Source organism: Rathayibacter sp. AY1C5, from assembly GCF_002931705.1.
Classification (GTDB): Bacteria; Actinomycetota; Actinomycetes; order Actinomycetales; family Microbacteriaceae; genus Rathayibacter.
This window is the reverse complement of the sequence record NZ_PSWD01000007.1, coordinates 1-13292: the sequence shown is the minus strand read 5'-3', so window position 1 is coordinate 13292 and position 13292 is coordinate 1. Positions and strand designations below refer to the sequence as shown.

Here is a 13292-nt window from a genome sequence, read left to right as displayed (position 1 = left end):
GCCGGAGGCTCACGCGGTGGCGGCGTCCGCGTCGGGGCGCGCGGCGGCGGCGGGCTCGGCCGGGACCTCGATGCCGAAGAGCGCCTCGAGCCCGGTGAGGTAGGCCTCCTGGGCTCCGGCGCGCGCGTAGTCGCGGGCGCGGACGCTCGGGGTGTGCAGCAGGACGCCGGCGAGGTGGCGGAGCGCCTGCTCGGTGCGGCCGTCCTCGTCGCCGCGCGAGCGGGCCCGCTCGATCTCGGCGTCGAGCGCGTCGAACACGTGGGCGCGCAGGGCGACGACGGCCGGAGTGAGGCTCTTCTCGTCGGCGACGTCCGAGAACTTCCGGGCCGCCTTGTCGACGAGCGCGCGCGCCTGCTGCGACGCGTCGAGCACATCGAGAGGCGCGTGCAGGCTGATCGTCTCGAGGTCGAGGAGCTCGACGCCGGCGACCGAGGTGACGTCGGAGGCGACGTTGCGCGGCAGGCCCAGGTCGATCACGAGCTGGCGCTCGCGGGAGAAGCCCTGGAGGCGCCCGGCGGCGAGCAGGGCGGCGTCGAGCACGGGCTCCTGGGTCGTGGTGCAGGTGATGACGATGTCGGCCGAGACCGCCTCGAGCGGGAGATCGGAGGCGGCGATGGGCCGGAGCGAGCGGCGGGCGGCGAAGCCCTCGGCGCGGCCGGAGGGGGAGTGCACGGCGATGTCCACCACTCCGCGGTCGCGCAGGGCCGCGACGGTCGCCCGCGCGTAGCTGCCGGTGCCGACGAGGAGGACGCGGGCGGCCCGCCAGTCGGTGACGCGGCTCGCGGCCAGGTCGAGCGCGAGGCGCACGATCGAGCGGCCGGCGCTGCCGAGGCCGGTGCGGTTCTTGATGCCGCGCGAGGTCTGCGAGGCGCGCTGGAACAGGCGCTCGAGCTCGGAGGAGGTGGTGCCGAGGCGGCGCGCCTCCTCGAGGGAGCGGCGGACCTGGCCCGCGATCTCGCCCTCGCCGACCACGACGGACTCGAGCCCGCTGGAGACGGCGAAGAGGTGCTCGGCCACCCGGTCGCCCGAGACGACGTCGACGCTCCCGCGCAGCTCGTCCTGCTCGACGCCGGTCGCGGCGCTGACGGCTGCAGTGGCGGCCTCGACGGCGACGGCCTGCGCGGCGGTCAGCGGCTCCTCGATGTCGAGGTAGGCCTCGAAGCGGTTGCAGGTCGCGACGACGACGGCTCCGGAGACGAAGTCGATCCCCTCGGAGAGGGCCGCGGTCACGGCGGAGGAGTCGACGGAGAGCTTCTCGAGGAGATCGAAGCTGGCGTTCTTGTGCGACGCCGTCAGACACAGAAGCACCACGTCAGTCTACGCGCGCTCTGCGGGGCGGGGTCCCCGGACTGGGGAGGAATGCACGGATGCGCCTGGAATAATGCCGCGGTGACCTCCCCCACCGACGGCCTGCTCGATCCGCTGCACCCCCTCTCCGCCGGCCGCACGGCCGACTCGCTGCTCCTGCGCGCCTACCGCTCCGAGCGGGGCGAGAGGACGCCCGTCTGGTTCATGCGCCAGGCCGGCCGCAGCCTTCCGGAGTACCGGGCCCTGCGCACCGACACGAAGATGCTCGACGCCTGCCTCGACCCGGCGCTGGCGAGCGAGATCACCCTGCAGCCGGTGCGGCGCCACGGAGTGGACGCGGCCATCTTCTTCAGCGACATCGTGATCCCGCTGCGGCTCGCGGGCGTCGGCGTCGACATCGTCCCCGGGCGCGGTCCGGTGCTCGAGAAGCCGGTGCGCACGGCCGCCGACGTCGCCGAGCTCGCCTCGATCGACCCGTCCGTGCTCGACGAGACGCTCGAGCCCATCCGCGAGGGCGTGCGCCGCACCGTCGCGGGCCTCGGCGACACCCCGCTCATCGGCTTCGCCGGCGCTCCCTTCACCCTGGCCGCCTACCTGGTGGAGGGCGGCCCGTCCAAGGACCACCTGCGCGCTCGGACGATGATGCACGCCGACCCCGCCGCCTGGGCCCAGCTGATGGAGTGGACCGCCGAGGTCACCGGCCGCTTCCTCCGCGCGCAGGTGCTCGCCGGGGCCAGCGCCGCGCAGCTCTTCGACTCCTGGGCCGGGGCGCTCTCGCTCTCGGACTACACGACCCACGTCGCTCCCGCATCCGCGCGCGCCCTCGTCCACGTGCGCGACCTGGCGTTCGACCACGGGGAGACGCGCCGCAACGTCCCGATCGTGCACTTCGGCGTCGGCACCGGCGAGCTGCTCGGAGCGATGCACGGCATCGGCGCCGACGTGGTGGGCGTCGACTACCGGATCCCGCTCGACGAGGCCAACCACCGCCTCGGCGGCTTCGTGCCGGTGCAGGGCAACGTCGACCCGGCGCTGCTGACCGCGCCGTGGGAGGTCCTCGAGTCCCACGTCGACGACGTGCTCCGCCGGGGCCTGAGCGCCCCCGCGCACGTGCTCAACCTCGGCCACGGCGTGCCGCCCGAGACCGACCCCGACGTGCTCACGCGCCTCGTCGCGTTCGTGCACGCCTGGCGGCCGTGAGCGAGGAGCGCCCCCGCGACGCGGCGTCGTACGACGTCGCGGTCGTCGGCGGCGGAGTGGCGGGGCTCGCCGCCGCCGCGGAGTGCCTGCGCATCGGCCTGCGCGTCGTGGTGCTCGAGGCGGGGGAGCGGGTCGGCGGCTCCGTCTCTCCGCTCGCCCTGGCCGGAGCCGCGCTCGACGCGGGCGCCGAGAGCTTCGCCACCCGCGGCGGCCACGTCGAGCGGGCGCTCGCCGCGCTGACCCTCGACGGCGTCCCGCTCGCCGAGTCGATCGTCGAGCCCCGGACGCACGGCTCGTGGCTGCACCTCTCGGGCGGCCGCTCCGTGCCGTCGCCCCGGGCCGGCATCCTCGGCATCCCCGGCACGCCGCTCGCCCCCGACGTCGTGCGGGCGATCGGCCGCCGCGGCGCCTGGCGCGCCTGGCTCGACACCCTGATGCCGGTGCTGCGCATCGGCCGCGCGCACTCGCTCGCCGAGCTGGTGCGCACCCGGATGGGCGAGCGCGTGCTCGAGGACCTGGTCGCGCCGGTCGTCTCCGGCGTCTACTCGAGCCGGCCGGACGACATCGACGTCGACCTGGCCGCACCCGGACTGAACGGCGCGCTCACCCGCGCGGGCTCCCTCGCCCGGGCCGTGGCCGCCCTCCGCGCGAACCTCCCGGCCGGAGTCGCGGTCCGCGGGCTCGAGGGCGGGATGCACCGCCTGGTCGCCGCGCTGGTCCAGCGGATCGACTACCTCTCCGGCGAGATCCGCACCGGCACCTCCGTGCAGCGGCTCGAGGGCTCCGACGGGGACTTCGTCCTGACCCTCGCCGACGGCACTCTGAGCGCCCGAGCGGTGATCGTCTCGACGCCGGAGCGCGACGCCCGGGCGCTGCTCGCCGGCCTCGCTCCCGCCGTCGCGGAGCGCGCCGACGAGGCGCCCCACGACTCCGTCGAGCTGGTGACCCTGGTCCTCGACGACGCCCGCCTGGACGCAGCCCCCCGCGGCTCCGGCGTGCTCGTGGCGCCCACCGCCACCGACGTCACGGCCAAGGCGATCACGCACGCGACCGCGAAGTGGGACTGGCTGGCCGCCTCCCTCCCTCCCGGCCGCCACGTGCTGCGCCTCTCCTACGGGCGCCCGGGCGAGCGCCCGCCGCTCGAGGGGCGCACCGATGCCGAGGCGGCCGCGATCGCCCTGCTCGACGCCTCGACGCTGCTCGGACTCGCCCTCGATCCGGCGTCGCTCGTCGACTCCGCCCGGGTGCGCTGGGCCAACGTCCGGCCCGCCGCGGCGCTGGGCCGCCGCGCGCACCTGGAGGCGTTCCGCGAGGCGCTCCTCCCGATCGAGGGAGTCGCCGTGACCGGCACCTGGATCGCGGGCACGGGCCTCGCCTCGGTGCTCCCGCACGCCGCCGAGACGGCCGCCCTTATCCGGCGCCGACTGGTGCGTCAAGGAGTCGGGCTGCCGAGCGACGCCCGCGACGCCGACGGCTACTCTTAGGCCCAGGCATCCGCGCGAGCGCGCGGCGTGCCCCGGCACGAGTGGTCACCGACCGCGTGGACGATCGCGAGAGCGACCCAGGACGAGGAGTAGGCGTGAAGGGCAAGATTCTTTTCGTGGCAGGAGCCGCAGCCGGGTACGTGCTGGGAGCACGCGCCGGCCGCAAGCGGTACGAGCAGATCGCCTCGGCGGCAGGCCGCTTCTGGCGGACCCAGCCGGTGCAGGACGTCGCGGGCGCCGTCGGCGGTGCCGCGAAGACCCAGCTGAGCAGCGTCTCGGACAAGGCGTACGAGGTCGTGCGCTCGGTGGTCGTCAAGGCCGTGTCCGGCGGCAGGAAGGCCCAGGGAGCGAGCGACGCGGAGGCGTCGGCCGCCGCCCGCAAGGCGGCCTCGAAGGTCGACGAGGCCGCGGCGTCGGCCGGCTCCGGCGGGTCGACGACGTCCACCTCCACCAGCAGGGCCTAGTGCTCATCCCTCCGGCCGTGCCAGGCGCGCGCCGGCCGGCACGTCCCACCCTCGAGGAGCTCCCGTGGTGAACGAACGCAATCCCAAGAACGCCCGATCACTGGGAGAGCTGGTCAGCGACCTGCCCGGCCTCGTGATCGAGCTCGTCAAGGCCGAGGTCGCCTCGCTGAAGAACGAGCTGGCGGGCAAGGCGAAGAGCGCGGGTCTGGCCGTCGGCCTGTTCGCGGTCGCGGCCTTCCTCCTCCTGACCGCGTGGGCGACGCTGGTCGCCTTCGCGATCATCGGCATCGCCTCCTGGCTTCCGGCCTGGCTGTCGGCGCTGATCGTGACGGTCTTCTTCCTCCTGGTGGCCGTGATCCTCGCCCTCGTCGGCGTGCGCACCATCAAGAAGGCCGTGCCGCCGGTGCCGCAGGACTCGATCGACAGCATCAAGAAGGACGTCCAGGCGTTCAAGGGAGTGGGCAGCTATGACAACTGAGCGATCCGTCAGCAGCACCACGCCCCGCTTCGTCGACCCGGCGGAGCTGAAGCCCGGCCAGCTGAAGGCCGACATCGAGCGCGCTCGCTCCGAGCTCGCCGCGACCCTCGACGCGATCGAGTACAAGGTCAACGTGCCGCGCAAGGTGCGTACCGCCCAGCGGACGATCGAGCGCAAGCTCCAGGTGGTGCGCCGCCAGAACCCCTCCGCGCTGATCGCCGGAGCGGTCGGCGCCGCCGCCGCCGTGGGCCTCGTCGTTTGGGGCGTCGCGAAGCAGATCATCGAGGACTGAGTGCCGGAGGGCCCGGGGCGCTAGCGTCCCGGGCCCTCCGGCGCCAGAGCCCCCGCCGCTTTTGTGCATCGGCACGAGCGGAGGGATGATGGATCAATGACCGATCAGACCGCCGGCACGGCGGGTCCCGTTCAGTCCGCCCCCGACACGAGCGCCGCCGCTCCGGCGCCGCAGCCCCCCGCCGATCAGGATCACTCCGATCAGGCCCTGGGATACACGCTCTGGGCGGTTCTCCGCAGGGATCCCGCACGTCCGTTCACCCTCTCCAGCGACGCCGTGGATCCCGCGGTGAAGCAGTACGAGCACCTCGTCGCCCAGCTCGAGGGCGAGGGCGTGACCGTCCGCGGCACCTACGACGTCTCGGCCCTGCGCGCCGACGCCGACATCATGCTGTGGCTCACGGGCCCGGCGCCCGAGGAGCTGCAGCGGGCCTACCGCGAGCTGCGGCGCACGGAGCTGCTGGTCGGCCTCCTGCCGACGTGGAACGCGATGGGCGTGCACCGCGACGCCGAGTTCAGCTCGAACCACCTCCCCGCCTACATGCGCGGGAAGGCGCCGGCCCGCTGGCTCACGGTCTACCCCTTCGTCCGCTCCTACGAGTGGTACATCCTCCCCGAGGAGGAGCGCCGCGCGATGCTCGCCCAGCACGGGCGCCAGGGCTCGCGGTTCCGCTCCGTCCTGACCAACACGGTCGCCTCGTTCTCGCTCGGCGACTACGAGTGGATCCTCGCCCTCGAGGACGAGGAGCTCGTCAACCTCGTCGACCTCATGCGCGACCTGCGCGCCACCGAGGCCCGCCGCCACGTGCGCGAGGAAGTCCCCTTCTACACAGGCCGGCGCATCGACGCCGACCAGATCGCCGAGGTGCTCCGATGAGCGACACGACCAGCGAGCCGATCCTCGTCCGCGGGGCCACCCCTGCGGCGGCGTCCGGCCCCGAGCACGTCGAGGTCCCCGTGGCCTACGACGCGATCCTCCTCGCCGGCTTCGGCGGGCCCGAGGGGCAGGACGACGTCATCCCGTTCCTCCGCAACGTCACCCGCGGCCGCGGCATCCCGGAGGAGCGCCTCGAGGAGGTCGCCCACCACTACCGCCACTTCGGCGGCGTCAGCCCGATCAACGCGCAGAACCGCGCGTTGAAGAAGGCGCTCGAGGCCGAGCTCGCGAACCGCGGCATCGACCTCCCCGTGCTCTGGGGCAACCGCAACTGGGCGCCCTACATGAGCGAGGCCGTCGCCGAGGCGAAGGAGCGCGGGTTCACCAACCTGCTCGCCATCGCCACCAGCGCGTACTCCTCCTTCTCGTCCTGCAGGCAGTACCGCGAGGACTACGCGGCGGCGCTCGACGCGACCGGCCTCGAGGGCGAGCTGCGGATCGACAAGGTGCGCCAGTTCTTCGACCACCCCGGCTTCGTCATGCCGTTCGTCAAGGCCGTCCACGACGGGCTCGACGAGCTGCGCGAGCGGATGCCCGACCTCGATGTCACGTCCGAGGTGGAGGTGCTGTTCTCGACGCACTCGATCCCCATGGCCGACGCCGAGCGCAGCGGACCTCACGAGCGCCACGACGACGGCACCGTCGTCGACGTGCACGAGTTCGGACCGGGCGGTGCCTACGAGGCGCAGCACCTCGCCGTCGCCGAGGTCGTCATGGCCGCCGCCACGGACGAGGACGTGCCCTGGCAGCTGGTCTACCAGTCGCGCTCCGGCCCGCCCACCCAGCCCTGGCTCGAGCCGGACATCAACGACGCCATCGCGGAGCTGCCGGCCCGCGGCCGCCGCGCGCTGCTGATCGTCCCGCTCGGCTTCGTGTCCGACCACATGGAGGTCATGTGGGACCTCGACAACGAGGCCCTCGAGACCTCGGAGGAGCACGGACTCGTCGCGCTCCGCGTCGCGACCCCCGGCACGGACCCGGTCTACGTCTCCGGCCTGATCGACCTGGTCCTCGAGCGCGTCAACGGCGTGCCGACCGAGGACCGGGCCTCGATGACAGCGCTCGGCCCCTGGTACGACGTCTGCCGCCCCGGTTGCTGCGAGAACGTGCGAGCGGGGTTCAAGCCCGCCCTGGCGGGAGTCGCACCGTGATGAGGAGTCGTCTGTCGTGAGCATCAGAGTCGGCACCCGCGCGAGCGCGCTCGCGGTGGCGCAGACCCGGATGACGGCCGATCTGATGTCGGCCGCCGCGGGGGTCCCCGTGGAGCTGGTGCGCATCGAGTCGGACGGCGACCGCATGCGCGGCTCGCTCGCCTCCCTCGGCGGCACCGGCGTGTTCGTCAGCGCCCTGCGCGACGCGCTGCTCGCCGGGCGCTGCGATGCGATCGTGCACTCGCTGAAGGACCTGCCCACCGCTCCGGTGGAGGGCCTGCTGCTCGGAGCGGTCCCCGAGCGGGAGGACCCGCGCGACGCGCTCTGCGCCCGCGACGGGCTCACCCTGGCGACCCTGCCGGTCGGAGCCCGCGTGGGCACGGGCTCGCCCCGCCGGCGCGCGGCGCTGCTGGCCGCCCGTCCGGACCTCGAGATCGTGGACATCCGCGGCAACATCGACACCCGGCTCCGGAGGGTGCTGCCCGGCAGCGACTCGCCGCTGGACGCGATCGTGCTCGCCCTGTCCGGCCTGCGCCGCCTCGGCCGGGTCGACTCGATCACCGAGGTGCTCGGCTTCGACGTCTCCCCGCACGCCCCCGGTCAGGGAGCGCTGGCCATCGAGGTGCGCGACGAGGAGCCGTCGGAGGAGCTTCGCGCCGCTCTCGCAGCGGTCGAGCACGTGCCGACCCGCGCGGCGATCACGGCCGAGCGGTCGCTCCTCGCCTCCCTCGAGGCCGGGTGCGCCGCTCCGATCGGGGCCTCCGCGGTCGTCGAGGAGGACCGCGTCGTCCTGCACGGCGTGGTCTTCGCCGTCGACGGCGCGGCGTCCCTCGCACGGGAGGTCGCGGAGCCGGTCGATAACGGTTCGGTCGGCGGTGGTCGACACCGGGCGGATCCGCAGTATGGTGGTCGCGAACTGCCCGTCGTCGAAGCCGCGTTCCGTTGCGGCTCTCTGCTCGCTGACGCGCTTCTCGGTGCGGGTGCCGCCGAACTCGCACCCCTGGGAGCCCCTTCGTGATCGTCCCCGCCGCCTACTCCCAGTGGGAGAAGCCGTTGCAGGGGTGGCGCATCCTCGTCCCCCGCGGAGGCCCGTGGGGGGACGGTGTCGCCGCCGCTCTCCGTGCCAAGGGAGCCTCGCCCGTCGTCGCTCCGATGATCAACTTCGCGCCGACCGACGACTTCCCCGCGCTCGAGCAGGCCCTCGCCGACCTCGAGGCCGGCGCCTTCGACTGGATGACCGTCACGAGCGCCACCACGGTCGACGTCCTCTCCCTCCTGCGCACCACCGTGCCCGCGAGCACCAAGGTGGCGGCGGTCGGCGAGACCACGGCGGCCGCGCTCGTCGCCGCCGGCTACTCCGTCGACCTCGTCCCCTCCGAGGACAACTCCGCCCGCGGCCTCCTGGCCGAGTGGGAGGAGGCCACCGGCGGCCGGCACCCCCTGCGCGTGCTGACGCTGCGGTCCGAGATCGCCAAGCCGCTGCTCACCGAGGGCCTCACCCGCATCGGGCACGACGTGCGCTCCGTGGTCGCCTACCGTACGGTCGGCGTCCCGGTGGAGGAGCGCGTCGTGGCGGATGTCGCCGGCGGAGCCGTGCACGCGATCCTCGTCACCTCGGGCAGCGTGGCGGAGCAGGTCCAGAAGCAGCTCGGCCCGGTGCCCGAGTCGATCCTCGTCGCCGCGATCGGCCCGCAGACCGCGAAGGACGCCCGCGCCTTCGGCCTGCGCGTCGACGTCGTCGCCGACGAGCGCTCGGCCTCCTCCCTCATCGACGCGGTCGCCGCCGTCGCCACGGAGCGCGCTCCCCGCTGAGCCGCCTCCCCGGCGCGACGTCGGCCGGGAGGGGCGGGCCTCGCCCCGCAGGCCAGGGATCCGCCTCTCGGCTGATGTCGTGCGTCCGGAGCACCTCCACGGGGTGAGGCGTCCGCGCTCCCGGGAGGTGCTCGGCGGGGCGGGATTACGCTGGAGGACATGACTGCCATCCGCCCGCGCCGCCTCCGCACGACCCCCGCACTCCGCCGTCTCGTCCAGGAGACGCGCATACACCCGGCGCAGCTGATCCTGCCCCTCTTCGTGGCCGAGGGGACCACCGAGGCCCGGCCGATCGGGTCGATGCCGGGGGTGATGCACCACTCGCTGGACAGCGTCCGCGGAGCGGTGACGGAGGCGGCCGAGGCGGGGATCGGCGGCGTGATGCTGTTCGGCGTGCCCACCACGCGCGACGCGGTCGGCTCCGGTGCGACCGACCCCGACGGCGTGCTCAACGCCGCGACGCGGGTCGTCGTGGAGGAGGTCGACGACGCGCTGGTCGTGCAGACCGACCTGTGCCTGGACGAGTTCACCGACCACGGCCACTGCGGCGTGCTCGACGACCGCGGGCGCGTCGACAACGACGCCACGCTCCTCCGCTACGAGGAGATGGCGCTCGCCCAGGCCGAGGCCGGCTCCCACCTGCTCGGGCTCTCGGGGATGATGGACGGCCAGGTCGGAGCGATCCGCGCCGCTCTCGACGGCGCCGGGCACCTCGACACCGCGATCCTCGCGTACTCGGCGAAGTACGCCTCCAGCTTCTACGGTCCGTTCCGCGAGGCCGTGCAATCCACGCTCGAGGGCGATCGCCGCACCTACCAGCAGGACCCGGCGAACCGCCGCGAGGGCCTGCGCGAGGCGACCCTCGACCTCGCCGAGGGTGCCGACGTGGTGATGGTGAAGCCCGCCATGAGCTATCTCGACGTGCTCTCGGACGTCGCCTCCGTCTCGGACGTGCCGGTCTGGGCGTACCAGGTGTCGGGGGAGTACGCGATGATCGAGGCCGCCGCCGCGAACGGCTGGATCTCGCGCGAGCCGGCGATCCTCGAGTCGGTCACGGGGATCCTCCGCGCGGGGGCCGACGCGGTTCTCACCTACTGGGCCGTCGAGATCGCTCGCGACCTGCTGAGATAACCGCCTCCTCCTCCCGGGAGCGAGCCTCGGCATCTCGTCCGAAAGCGCTCCTCCGGCGCGAGGGCGCCGGGCGGCGCGCGTACCCTGGAGGGGTGACCACCTCGGCGAACGACACCCTGTACGAGCGTGCCCGGCACGCGATCCCCGGAGGCGTCAACTCGCCCGTCAGAGCGTTCCGCTCGGTCGGCGGGACCCCGCGCTTCATGGTCTCGGCCGCCGGCCCGTACATCACGGACGCGGACGGGCGCGAGTACGTCGACCTCGTCTGCTCCTGGGGCCCCGCCGTCCTCGGGCACGCGCACCCCGAGGTCGTCGCGGCGGTGCAGGAGGCGGCCGCCCGCGGTCTCTCGTTCGGCGCGTCCACTCCCGCCGAGACCGACCTCGCCGAGCTGGTCGAGGCGCGGATCACGGCCGGGGGAGTCTCGCCGATCGAGAAGCTCCGCCTGGTCTCCACCGGCACCGAGGCGACGATGACGGCGATCCGCCTCGCCCGCGGCGTCACCGGCCGCGACCTGCTGATCAAGTTCTCCGGCCACTACCACGGCCACTCCGACGGGCTGCTCGCCGATGCCGGCTCCGGTCTCGCGACCCTCTCGCTGCCCGCCTCCGCCGGCGTCACGGCCGCGACCGCGGCCCAGACGATCGTGCTGCCGTACAACGACCTCGAGGCGGTGCGCGCGGTCCTGGCCGAGCGTGGCGCCGACATCGCGGCGGTCATCACCGAGGCCGCGGCCGCCAACATGGGCGTGGTCGCTCCGGACCCGGGCTTCAACGCGGCCCTCGCCGAGCTCGTGCACGCGAACGGATCGCTGCTGATCATGGACGAGGTGCTGACCGGCTTCCGCGTGAGCGCCGGCGGCTGGTGGGGGCTCGAGAACCGCGGCGCCGAGGCTCCGTACCGGGCCGACCTCTACACCTTCGGCAAGGTCATCGGCGGAGGGATGCCGGTCGCGGCTCTCGGCGGCCGTGCGGACGTCATGGATCACCTGGCGCCGCTCGGGCCGGTGTACCAGGCGGGCACCCTCTCCGGGAACCCGGTCGCGGTGGCCGCGGGCATCCGGACGCTGCAGCTGGCCGACGACGCGGTCTACGCCTCGCTGGACGCCACGGCGCTGACTCTCCAGCGCGAGGTGTCGGCGGCGCTGACGGCCGAGGGCGTCGCGCACACGGTGCAGACGGCCGGGAGCCTCTTCAGCTTCATGTTCACGGACCTGGGCCGGCCGGTGCGCGACTACGCCGAGGTCCAGGCGCAGGAGTCGTTCCGCTACCCGGCGTTCTTCCACGCGATGCTCGATGCGGGCGTCTCGCTGCCGCCGTCGGTGTACGAGGCCTGGTTCGTCTCGGCCGCGCACGACGACGCGGCGATCGGGCGCATCGTGGACGCGCTGCCGGCGGCGGCGAAGGCCGCGGCGGCCGCTCGGGCGTAGGCTCCGGGGCCACCCGCGGATCAGGCGGGGGCCCGCCGCGCTGAAGCGGCGGACGTCCCGCGCGCCCGGCCGCCGGCGTGCGGCGACCGGGCAGGGGCCCTCAGCCCCGGCGCGAGACCGACTTCGGCAGCACGAACACCAGCGCGAAGGCGGCGACCGCCATCAGGGTGCTGAGGAGCATCGCGGGAGCCGCGGCGTCGAGGAAGCCCGAGGCGACCGTGTCCGGACCCGTGATGACGAGGCTCCCGAACAGCACGCTGCCGATGACCGCGATGCCCACGGCCGAGCCGATGCGCTGGATCGCCGAGATCACGCCGCTCGCCGCGCCCGCGTCCTGCGGGTCGACGGTCGAGACGATGAACTGCACGTTCGGGGCGATGAAGAAGCCGTTGCCGAGGCCTGCGATCAGCAGCGGCGGCAGGAGCTGCCAGTTGCTGATCGAGTCCGGGGTCGCGGTCAGCAGCACCAGCCAGACCCAGCCGAGCCCGATGGCGAGGAGCCCGCTGCCCATCACCAGGACGTTGCGCCCCAGGCGCGCGGTCATCCGGTTGCTCTGCGAGGAGCTGATGATGCTGCCGATCGCGAAGGGGATCGAGACCAGGCCCGACTCGAGCGCGGTGTGGCCGAGGCCCGACTGCCAGAGCAGCGAGATGGTGAAGAAGATGCTCGTGAAGGCCGCGAAGTAGACCAGCGCGAGGATCACGCCTCCGGTGAAGGCCGGGTGGCGGAACAGCGACGGCGGCACCAGGGGAGCGCGGCCGCGGCGGACGTGGAGGACCTCCCAGGCGCCGAACGCGGCGAGGAGCAGGACTCCGCCGGCGATCGAGAGGAAGGTCCACAGCGGCCAGCCCTCGTCCTCGCCCTGGATGAGCGGGACGAGCAGGGCGACCAGGCCGCCGGAGACGAGCACGAGGCCGAGCCAGTCGACGCCTCCGCTCGGGGCGCGGTCGCCGGCCTCGAGGTCGCGGCGGGCGGGGAGGAGGACCGCGGCGGCGATCAGGGTCGCGACGCCGATGGGCAGGTTCACCCAGAAGACCAGGCGCCAGCCGTTCTCGTCGCCGAAGGCCTGGATGATCAGGCCGCCGATGATCGGGCCGAGCGCCGACGAGACGCCGAGGACCGCGCCCATCACCGCGAAGGCCTTGCCGCGCGAGGGGCCGCGGAAGAGGAGCTGGATGTAGGCGTTGACCGCCGGGACGAAGACGCCGCCCGCCAGGCCCTGCACGATGCGGGCGATGACGAGCTGGGTGTCGTCCGCGGCCAGTCCGCACGCGAAGCTGGCGACGGTGAAGAGGGCGATGCCGCTGACGAAGACCCACTTGTGCCCGAAGCGGTCGCCGAGGCGGCCGGCGGGGATGAGGGCGAGGCCGAACGCGAGGGCGTAGCCGGAGATGATCCAGGAGAGCGTCGACTCGGAGGCGTCGAGCGTGGTGCGGATGGTGGGCAGCGCCACGTTCACGATCGTCGTGTCGAGCAGCGCGATGAACATGCCCGCGAGCAGGACGATCAGCGAGCGCCAGGCGCGCTTGTCGGGGGCGGGAGGGGCGCCGGTCGATCGGGCGGTCGACGTCTCGGTCATCGCAGGAGTGCCTTTCGAGCAGGGGGGGAG

Annotated in this window: 13 protein-coding genes; 11 read left to right on the top strand and 2 right to left on the bottom strand. The window is 73.8% G+C overall.

Annotated features, from left to right (window positions below; genetic code table 11):
* Positions 1-9: 9 nt before the first annotated feature.
* Positions 10-1308: a glutamyl-tRNA reductase gene (locus C5C57_RS07765; protein WP_104246973.1), complete on the bottom strand. Its 1299-nt coding sequence runs from the start codon at positions 1306-1308 to the stop codon at positions 10-12.
* 51 nt (positions 1309-1359) lie between these two features.
* On the opposite strand from C5C57_RS07765, the gene hemE reads away from it, so the two are divergent.
* From hemE to hemL, 11 genes are all read left to right on the top strand, one after another.
* Positions 1360-2508 carry a uroporphyrinogen decarboxylase gene (gene hemE, locus C5C57_RS07760; protein WP_104222882.1) on the top strand — a complete coding sequence of 383 codons (1149 nt, stop codon included), beginning with the start codon at positions 1360-1362 and terminating at the stop codon, positions 2506-2508.
* Positions 2505-3992 carry an NAD(P)/FAD-dependent oxidoreductase gene (locus tag C5C57_RS07755; RefSeq protein WP_258072360.1) on the top strand — a complete coding sequence of 496 codons (1488 nt, stop codon included), beginning with the start codon at positions 2505-2507 and terminating at the stop codon, positions 3990-3992. The genes hemE and C5C57_RS07755 overlap by 4 nt, the downstream gene beginning before the upstream one ends.
* A 116-nt stretch (positions 3993-4108) precedes the next feature.
* Positions 4109-4456, top strand: coding sequence for a YtxH domain-containing protein (locus tag C5C57_RS07750; protein ID WP_146076886.1), 348 nt, complete (start codon positions 4109-4111; stop codon positions 4454-4456).
* 67 nt (positions 4457-4523) lie between these two features.
* A complete protein-coding gene (locus C5C57_RS07745) occupies positions 4524-4934 on the top strand; it encodes a phage holin family protein (RefSeq protein ID WP_244229489.1) in 411 nt (136 codons plus the stop codon).
* A complete protein-coding gene (locus C5C57_RS07740; protein WP_104222879.1) occupies positions 4924-5226 on the top strand; it encodes a DUF3618 domain-containing protein in 303 nt (100 codons plus the stop codon). Before C5C57_RS07745 ends, C5C57_RS07740 begins: the two co-directional genes overlap by 11 nt.
* Positions 5227-5322: 96 nt before the next feature.
* Positions 5323-6102 carry a hydrogen peroxide-dependent heme synthase gene (hemQ, locus tag C5C57_RS07735; protein WP_104233087.1) on the top strand — a complete coding sequence of 260 codons (780 nt, stop codon included), beginning with the start codon at positions 5323-5325 and terminating at the stop codon, positions 6100-6102.
* Positions 6099-7313 (top strand): ferrochelatase, encoded by a 1215-nt coding sequence (locus C5C57_RS07730; protein ID WP_104246923.1) that lies wholly within the window; start codon positions 6099-6101, stop codon positions 7311-7313. Before hemQ ends, C5C57_RS07730 begins: the two co-directional genes overlap by 4 nt.
* Before the next feature lie 16 nt (positions 7314-7329).
* Entirely contained in the window at positions 7330-8331 is a 1002-nt protein-coding gene (hemC, locus tag C5C57_RS07725; RefSeq protein ID WP_104246922.1) for a hydroxymethylbilane synthase, read from the top strand.
* Positions 8331-9125 (top strand): uroporphyrinogen-III synthase, encoded by a 795-nt coding sequence (locus tag C5C57_RS07720; RefSeq protein WP_104222950.1) that lies wholly within the window; start codon positions 8331-8333, stop codon positions 9123-9125. The genes hemC and C5C57_RS07720 overlap by 1 nt, the downstream gene beginning before the upstream one ends.
* A gap of 159 nt (positions 9126-9284) precedes the next feature.
* The gene (gene hemB, locus C5C57_RS07715; protein WP_104246921.1) at positions 9285-10256 is read left to right on the top strand and encodes a porphobilinogen synthase; all 972 of its coding nucleotides are present in this window, start codon (positions 9285-9287) and stop codon (positions 10254-10256) included.
* Between the two features lie 92 nt (positions 10257-10348).
* Positions 10349-11683 (top strand): glutamate-1-semialdehyde 2,1-aminomutase, encoded by a 1335-nt coding sequence (gene hemL / locus C5C57_RS07710; protein WP_104246920.1) that lies wholly within the window; start codon positions 10349-10351, stop codon positions 11681-11683.
* Positions 11684-11783: 100 nt separating this feature from the next.
* On the opposite strand, the gene C5C57_RS07705 is transcribed toward hemL, so the two are convergent.
* Positions 11784-13262: an MFS transporter gene (locus tag C5C57_RS07705; protein WP_104233092.1), complete on the bottom strand. Its 1479-nt coding sequence runs from the start codon at positions 13260-13262 to the stop codon at positions 11784-11786.
* Between the last annotated feature and the right edge of the window lie 30 nt (positions 13263-13292).